The sequence below is a fragment of the Cupriavidus sp. 05T313 genome, from assembly GCF_056396665.1.
On sequence record NZ_JBFTLX010000306.1, the window covers coordinates 1 to 7,599 of the forward strand.

Sequence of the window (7,599 nt, forward strand, 5' to 3'; positions counted from 1 at the left end):
GACCGGCGCGACAGCATCCTTGCGGTCACTTACGACCCTGGCTTTGCCACGATAGGTGGCACGCCCTTTAAGCCCGTCCTGGACATCCATCCGGGGATCGATTGGGACGCCGGGCGGATCTTTCTCGATATCGGTCCGAAGCTGATGGCACCGAACGAGGACCTGGACATGCTAAAGGCATTGGTCCGAGACTACTCCGAGGCCATCGGCTTCGTATTGCTCGCCTTGCGCAATACCCAGCTCACCCCAGAGGCTCGATTGCTAGCAATCGGCCGCACGGTCGCGGGAATTCGCTGAGCATTCCTTGCCCGGAGTTGGCGCCCCTGCCTGAGCCCCGGGCAATATGCCGGGTTGCATCGGCTAAACGGTCCGTATCCTAGCCAAAGAGCCTCGGCATTGCGCCGTGGCCATAGCGCAGGAGCGAAAAAGAGAATGGACCCGTGGCGCCCTATCCAGTTTATGCAAGGCCGCTCGCTCGTCGCGCCGGCGATGCAATCGAGGTCCAGCGCGGTCGATTCGCCGGTCGCCGCAACGCCGGAGGTTCGCGCCCTCCTCGCCAACGACTGCGTCGTCGCTATAGGTGTCAGCGGCGTGCCTGCGCCATTGCCACCGCACGCTATCTGGACCAAATTGGCCACGCCGGCCCCCGCGTGCTGGTTCATGCCGATCTCGGCCGATCGTGGCTCCCAGCCTGCTGCCGGCAGAGATTCGCGAGCGCATTGAGCTGGCGAAGGTGGCGGCTACGGAGCGCCAAGCGATGGAAGCCATGCTGCCCGGCCACCTCAAGTATACGGCAGGATGGCCGACGTCGGTACCGACTCACGCCGAGGCAAGCCTGATCGCCCGGGTGCGCCGGCGCGTGTCCAGCCTGGTCGGCATCGACGCGCGGCATGTGACGCCGGATGCCGTCAATGCGAGGTATGCAGATCTGCTGGCTCGCCGCGGGCAACGCGAAGGCGGTGCTGTTGGTTCGGCCCGCATGTACACGCCAGACCTTTTCTCAGAGATCGCGAATCGGGAGATTTTGTTGTAATAGCCATACATCTTGGTGGCATCTTGATTGACCGGAGTTCGGGCCGTCCAATGCCCATCTCGCGCGATCTCAGGAACTCCCGTCACATGCCGCCAGAGGCTCAAAAACACGCGTGCAGGAGGCCCTCTACGCACTCGTCTGCGGTGCAAGCGCCGCATTAGCCATTCCGAGCAACAGGGCTATCTGGTTTTCGCTTTGTGCCCCGTCTGTCACAAACCTGCGGGACGTGGACATTCGAACCTCTCCCTACTCTTCTATCGTTTCTTCTTCATCGAGAAGCCGGGGTGTAAAGTCATCGCGACGCTCAAGCCAACGCAGTCTGCGGCGCGATCGCAATGCGGCGTTGGTGCAGCGGATTTCACTTTTGGAAATGATGCCGGCGGGAGTTGATAGACCGGCATAACTAGGCAGGGAAAGCATGACGGGTCAGTTTCACGACATTCTGACGGCAAGCAGTTACAGCGACAGCCGCAGCTATAAGCTAGCGTTCCACGGATATCGGGGAGTGTGGCAACAGGAACTTGGCCGCGCTAGCAACACATTCTTGAGCGCGAACATGGGAATACCCGTTGAGCGTGTTCCTCTCGCGGAGAAGGCCTGCTTCTTCGACACCGTCGTTCTGCAGCGCATCCCCCTCCACATCGACCAGTCCGGTGCACCCCCCACAACGGTGTGGCCTGACGTCGAGACACAAAGCACGCCCACCACTCCAGTCACACCCGCTAGGCAAGGCCTCACTGAGCGTCAACAGGACGTGCTCACCCACTTGCTTGAAGGGCTGCCAAATAAGCTCATCGCGCGCCGCTTAGGCCTGACGGTAAACACCGTCAAGGAACATGTCTCTGCCATCTTGCAGCGCCTTGGCGCACGCTCACGAACTCAGCTGCTATCGGGGRTGAAGCCATTCCGCGCGCATGAGGTGCATGCCGGCAATGCCGCCAACGCGGCGGCACATGATCAACCCGCCGGCGCCGCACTCAGCAGCACCCCAATCAAGCCGGAGGAGCTCGGCCTCACGAGCCGCCAGGGTACCGTATTGCGCCATTTGCTCGACGGGCTATCCAACAAGGCGATCGCACAGCGCCTGGGATTGACGGAGAACACCGTCAAGGAACACGTTTCGGCGATCCTGGAACGGCGTGGCGCGCGGACTCGCATGCAGTTGATATCGCACATGAGGCAGGTCTTCACACCTCCGCCCGCTTCGGAGTCAGATAGCGACTGCCAACAGGCCAGCTGAGACGCTACACTTCGCAGCCGTCGCCTTCGGGGGATCTGGAAACCGTCCCGTTTAGCTTGGCGTTGTATGCGCGATAGGCTCGCTTCCGGGGCGCGCTGTTCGCTGTGATCGCCTCGATATCGAGCACCGTTCGGGAGCCGGCCTCGGAAGTCGTTCCCCGCGCTATCACGCACTTACTCTAACGCCGTGATTGGCGGCTTCGGCAGCATCCAGCACCGCGCGAGCATTCCGCGGATCAAGCAGGAGCGTTGCCTGCAGAGCACGCGCGAGCTGCTGTGCAGCAAGACGCTGTGGCGCCGAAAAGCGCTGCCCGGCAATCCAAGCGTCGACGTCGTCGCGGATCCCATTGGCGTCCGCGTCCAGCCCGCGTATGTCTTCGTCTGCCTGGCCGGCGCCGGCGACGACACACACCGCCGCTATGGCGGCCGCGGCTACGATAGATTGCCAAACTTGCACGGTGTATCTCCCACAAGCGCGCGTGCGACAGAAGCGGCGACCAGCGTTGGTAGTGCGGCCGCCTGGAAGAGCTCAATTGACTTGCATCTGCGAAATTGGCAAGCCCGAAGACCAATCGACCTTGCGCAGGTAGTCCGGTTTCTGGCAGGCGTCCGCCAGTCTCTCGATCCCCGCGGCCTGGAGCCAACGGCCGAACGCAAGTGGATAGCCCGGTTCGTCGACGCCAATCAGACAAAAGACCTGTCCTGTATCGTCGTTGTCCGCCCAGTCGATCCCATCGGCTAATAGGTCCTGACTGGCAGACTTCAGCAGCTCGTCGAGAATCAGGTCACTCAGATAGATCCCGACCGTTTCTCCCTCCTTCCTCAGATGAGGCAACTCCAGATAGGGGTCGGCTTTTAGATAGCCGAGAATCGCCACGGTGTACTCGTCTCAGTCGCGGAAATGATCCACGACCAGCACGCCCCATTCGGTCCGCAGCGCGCGCCGCGGGCGAAGCGCGTCTTCCAGTTGCCCAAAGTCGTCGCCGCCTTCGAGGGCTACCTCGGCCCTCGCAACGCCAATGACATAGTCCGGCAACGGCGTCAATGGCCAATGCTCCAGCGCCTCGACGCCGATACCTCTTGCCAGGATTCCGGCAATCTCTGCGGCCGAGTATTCGCGGTCCTCGTGCATTTCCTTCTCCAAGTTGGCCAGCGACGGTCCGTCGCCGGCGAGTTATCGATCGTTCGGGGCCTTCGCCAAGATGCGGTACAACGCTTGCCGCGAGATCCCAAGCTTCGCCGCCGCCGCTTTCTTCTCTTGGCAGCAGCTATCCAGCGCAGCCCTGACCTCCTCTCGTGACGGCGGTTGCCGGCGCGCCGGCGCATGCTTGCCCAGGTAAGCGTTGCTCTTGGATTCCCTGGAGTGGCCGGCGGCCTCAACAACCCGCTTCATCCCCTCACGGTGCAGGGCGTCCAAAGGCTTCGTTCCCCCTTGGATCGCGGAAAATTCCCCGGTCACCCGGTGGTACAAGCCGTTGAGATATTGGTGCCGTAAGCCGTGCGAGGTGATCTCCAGCTCGCGCTTTGTCACCCCGTGGACCCTCAAGACGTAGTCATAGTGATTGCGCCACTGGTCTAGGCTGTACTCGATAGGAATCGTGGTGCCGCTCATGCTATTGGCCATCCGACATGCATCTTCGAGCAGCTTGTACTGCGCCTCGGTCTCGAGCTGCACCTTGCGTGGCCGCTTTGCTTTCGTTCCATCGTCCACCCGCAACTGCCCATCTGCCGTTACTCGATGCGGCTTCAGCAGGAAGGACTCCTTTTTGCGAAGGCCGAAGGCGGCCTGAAGTCTCAATTGCGTCGCGACGTGCCGGTCGGACTGCTCGATCTTCCGCAATACCCCATCGACATCTACCCCACTGGCGTCCCACGTCTTCTCAACCTCAGCAAAGTACGTGCGTCGGTAGTCGTCAGGACGCTCAATGTAGTCGTCAAGCTTACCGACCAGGTTGTGCTTGCCCATCCAGGCGGCAATCGTGCGCAAGTACGTCAGCTTGTTCTCCACCGTCCCGGGCGCCTGCTTCAGCTCCAGCACCCATTTGCGCACAAGGTGCTCGATGTGCTTCTGCTTCAGGTTCCACGGACTGGTCAACTTGTAGCCGTCTTCCCGCAACTCCCGGAACGAGGCCAGCAGGTTGATGACACGCCGATACTGGGTCTCGAACGACACCGGCTTGTCGCTCAACCGATTTGGGCTGCGAATCTTCTTCAAATGTCCCGCAGCGAGCAGCTTGAAAGCGTCGATGAATGATGGTGGCAAGCCTGATCGCTCTGTGATCGCTGCGTAGTCGATGGTGATCACGGCTCAGCCCTCTTCCCGGAGCGACCGCCCCGCCATCGATCCTCCTCTGTTTCTTCGCAACTGCGTCAGCACGGGCCTACTGCTCATCCCCATCCCAGTCTCCATTCGCGCCGGCGCCGTCGAACTGCCCGCCTCGGCAGAAACCCCAGCATGGCGCTCGACCTCGCTAGAGCTGGCGGAATCCGGCAGGCTGGCCGCACCGGCGTAGGTCGAGGACGCATCGTCCGCCGCACGCCGAGCGTCAGGCTTCACGACGAGACCTCGCCACCCCAGGACACCTGGCCCAGACGCTTGATGCCGGCCTGCCAGCCCGCACGGCAGCGATTCGTGCCGAAATCGAGGGCGTGGGCGGGGCGGCATCCCTGCCAAAGCGGAATCGAGTACGTGACATTTAGAACTCGCAGTGCCGGATTGAACTTGACGGACGCGGCTCTTGCGATTGCCGCCCCGGCCTTGGCGCAAGCTGGACGCCTTCCCAGTGTCTTTCTCGCTCGTACGCCGTCATGCCCACGCCCCAGGCCTTGGAGGGCGGCGCTGGATCTGGCTCCGGAATAGGCGCGGGCCTAGGCTCTGGCCGCCGAGGCTCCTCCCCGTCAGGCGCCAATTGACCCAGCGCCCAGTCGAAGAAAGCCTCCGCCTCTGGCTTGCAGGCCCTGACAATCAGCCGGCGAAGGTTGTACTCGCTGAGAAAGACGAGTGCTCGCCCGCCACTATTGGTCTGGATCTCCTTGCGAACAATTCCCGCATCTGGAAGGCAATGATGGGCCACCATCGCTCTGCTGTTCTGCATTCCGAGACAGTTCCCAACATCTGACGCGCAATACCAACGACGGCCTTCGGTATCCCGGAAACCCCGTACAACGGCACCAGCGCTGCCGAGTGGTAGAGAAAGAAACTGAGCGTCGCCAGGATCAGCACTGATTTGCCCCTCCCCCGTCGCTAGCGAATTGTTCTCATGACGCACAATGGCCATGCATACGTCGGCGGCTACTCGGGGACGCTCGACGCCCCCGAGTTCGCTCTCCCGCACCGCCAAGCCTTGCGCCTCTGGTCCGCGCCGGGACGGAACTAGGTCGTCAAGCACCCAGTCCAGATATGCATCAGCCTCAACCTTCTTGCACCGCGCAATTAGCCTGCGCAAATTGCCTTCGCTGAGATACATGAGAGGCTCACGCTTGCCGCCGCTCTCAGTAATCCGATGGCCGATGCCCCCAGGCTCGCGACAAATGCGTGTGATCGTCGCCCGAAAATTCGTCAGACTGAGGGCGTTAGCGGCGTCGATCGCGCAGTACCACTGATGCCCCTGCGGGTCGGTGAACCCGCGCACCGTCGCGCCCTGCCTCCCGAACGGAAGACGGCCTACTGGCTCACTCCACGCTTCCTCTGACGCGTTGGATGTTTGCTCTTCAGGTAGCTGTCCCATCTGAACCAGGCGCTCCTAAGCCGGCTGGTTGGCAAGTTGGAGCGCCACGAGGGCTTTCCAACCGCTCACCAGGATGTCGACCTTAGCCGCCTCGATGCCTAGCAGGTGCCCGATTTGCCCCGCTGTATTTCCCTTATCGCGAAGCTCAGCGGCCTGCTTCATCTGCGCATGCCGCAGCTTCCGCGTGCTTTCCTGCCACTTGGCGAGGTGCTCGAGCACTTTTACCTCGTGCTCCAGCTCGGCGATTCGCAGATCCTTCTCCTCCGATTGCAGCCGGTACCGAATTGCATCCTGGCGGGCGAATGACAACTGAATCGGCAGCTTGCTCAGATCGGACAGCGCCTCTTCCAAATCTGGGCTAGCGGCGGGGAGCGGCGGGGGCGCTTTTCCTTCGTTCAACGTATACACACCGCGCGTCCGAAGGGCAGGTAGGACTTCGCGCGTCACCCAAAGCCGGAATTCCTTGGCAGCTGGCAGCTTGCTGGCGAAAATCAGCATGTAAAGATTGCTCTCGTTGATAAAGTTCAGAGCCTGGATTCCGCTGGTAGTGGGCACCTCGTGCTTCGCGAGTCCCCCCGCGTCTTCACAGTGCGCGGACACTGCAGCATGTGGATTGGAGTAGCCGAGGACTTTGCAGACGTCCAACGCAGACACCCACGCTTGACCATCCTTGTCGATAAGCGAGCGGACAGTTTGCTCCCCATAGAGAAATTGAACAACGTCCACTGGCCTTCTTGGCCTCCCCTCATTTCGGAGCGTCAAAAACCCCTTCGTCCATACAAACCTCCGTTCCCGATCCTCTAGGAGCGCATATCTCCACTACGCCCGCCTAGCGCGCCCGAATAGGTGCGCCATACAGTATTTATACAACGAAATTCTGGCGACGCCACAACCAAATGCGTCCGTAATTCGGATCGCATTCGCGCTGCGTTAAACCCAAACAGCTCCGTCCTTTAGCGATTCCGCCGATGAGCCAAGCGCGTGGAGCAACGCAACCCGACCGTCGCAGCAACGTCTCCGTCACCGCTCCCACGCGCCCTACCGCCGACCGTGGATTCTGATGGGCATTCTGTGCAGGCTGCCTTGGGCCTGTGTTGTCGGCTGAACCGCTGGGTGATTCCCATGCGGCCACCCCGTATGACCTGCTCATCCAGCCGCATTGCATCGGGCTTCGTGACCAGTGTCCCCGCCCTCCAGGCGATCGGGATGTGTGTGTATTGGGTGTGCCGTTAGGCGTGTCCGTGTCCGGAGAAACTGTGTCTCATCCAGACGCATTTGCTAAAACAGACCGCTAAGCCAAGCGGGATCGCGTGTCCGGTGTCCTCAGTATTGGCAACCCTAGGCGCACCAGCGAACGAAAAGAAGCCAGTCACCGTAGGAAGCGGACACGCAAGCGTGGCAACCAAAAGGCGACTGGCTATTGGGCAAGCTGCAGCGACTCCATCGGAGCGCTCGGCGAGCTTGGAGATTGAGTTCCTGCCGTTACGGACGGCACCGTTGAATTCTTGAGCCCACTACCGCCAGGGCATACCGCAATAGTCTCGCATTTCAGCTCCTCTGTGGACCTAGAGAGCAGCTGTTTTTCGATGAGTATTTGCT

The 7,599-nt window shown here is 61.2% G+C and carries 9 protein-coding genes; 3 read left to right on the forward strand and 6 right to left on the reverse strand.

The features are described from left to right. The 3 genes from AC1DKD_RS36835 to AC1DKD_RS36845 all read left to right on the forward strand — a co-directional run. On the forward strand, positions 1 to 297 hold a 297-nt coding region (locus tag AC1DKD_RS36835), incomplete at its 5' end, for a hypothetical protein (protein ID WP_477144397.1). A 460-nt stretch (positions 298 to 757) separates the two neighbouring features. Continuing rightward, complete coding sequence (locus tag AC1DKD_RS36840; protein ID WP_477103110.1) at positions 758 to 1,033, forward strand: hypothetical protein; 276 nt, start codon at positions 758 to 760, stop codon at positions 1,031 to 1,033. Positions 1,034 to 1,451: 418 nt separating this feature from the next. Further along, on the forward strand, positions 1,452 to 2,273 hold the full coding sequence (locus AC1DKD_RS36845; RefSeq protein WP_477144398.1) for a response regulator transcription factor: 822 nt from the start codon (positions 1,452 to 1,454) through the stop codon (positions 2,271 to 2,273). 165 nt (positions 2,274 to 2,438) lie between these two features. On the opposite strand, the gene AC1DKD_RS36850 is transcribed toward AC1DKD_RS36845, so the two are convergent. The 6 genes from AC1DKD_RS36850 to AC1DKD_RS36875 form a co-directional block, all read right to left on the reverse strand. Further along, on the reverse strand, positions 2,439 to 2,729 hold the full coding sequence (locus AC1DKD_RS36850) for a hypothetical protein (RefSeq protein WP_477103112.1): 291 nt from the start codon (positions 2,727 to 2,729) through the stop codon (positions 2,439 to 2,441). Between the two features lie 72 nt (positions 2,730 to 2,801). Continuing rightward, the gene (locus tag AC1DKD_RS36855; protein ID WP_477103113.1) at positions 2,802 to 3,149 is read right to left on the reverse strand and encodes a hypothetical protein; all 348 of its coding nucleotides are present in this window, start codon (positions 3,147 to 3,149) and stop codon (positions 2,802 to 2,804) included. 12 nt (positions 3,150 to 3,161) lie between these two features. Further along, positions 3,162 to 3,404, reverse strand: coding sequence for a hypothetical protein (locus tag AC1DKD_RS36860; protein ID WP_477103114.1), 243 nt, complete (start codon positions 3,402 to 3,404; stop codon positions 3,162 to 3,164). Between the two features lie 42 nt (positions 3,405 to 3,446). Then, positions 3,447 to 4,577 carry an integrase domain-containing protein gene (locus tag AC1DKD_RS36865; RefSeq protein WP_477103115.1) on the reverse strand — a complete coding sequence of 377 codons (1,131 nt, stop codon included), beginning with the start codon at positions 4,575 to 4,577 and terminating at the stop codon, positions 3,447 to 3,449. Positions 4,578 to 4,968: 391 nt separating this feature from the next. Then, a complete protein-coding gene (locus AC1DKD_RS36870; protein WP_477103116.1) occupies positions 4,969 to 6,000 on the reverse strand; it encodes a BRO-N domain-containing protein in 1,032 nt (343 codons plus the stop codon). Positions 6,001 to 6,015: 15 nt separating this feature from the next. Beyond that, positions 6,016 to 6,726: a BRO-N domain-containing protein gene (locus AC1DKD_RS36875; RefSeq protein ID WP_477103117.1), complete on the reverse strand. Its 711-nt coding sequence runs from the start codon at positions 6,724 to 6,726 to the stop codon at positions 6,016 to 6,018. Positions 6,727 to 7,599: the final 873 nt, after the last annotated feature.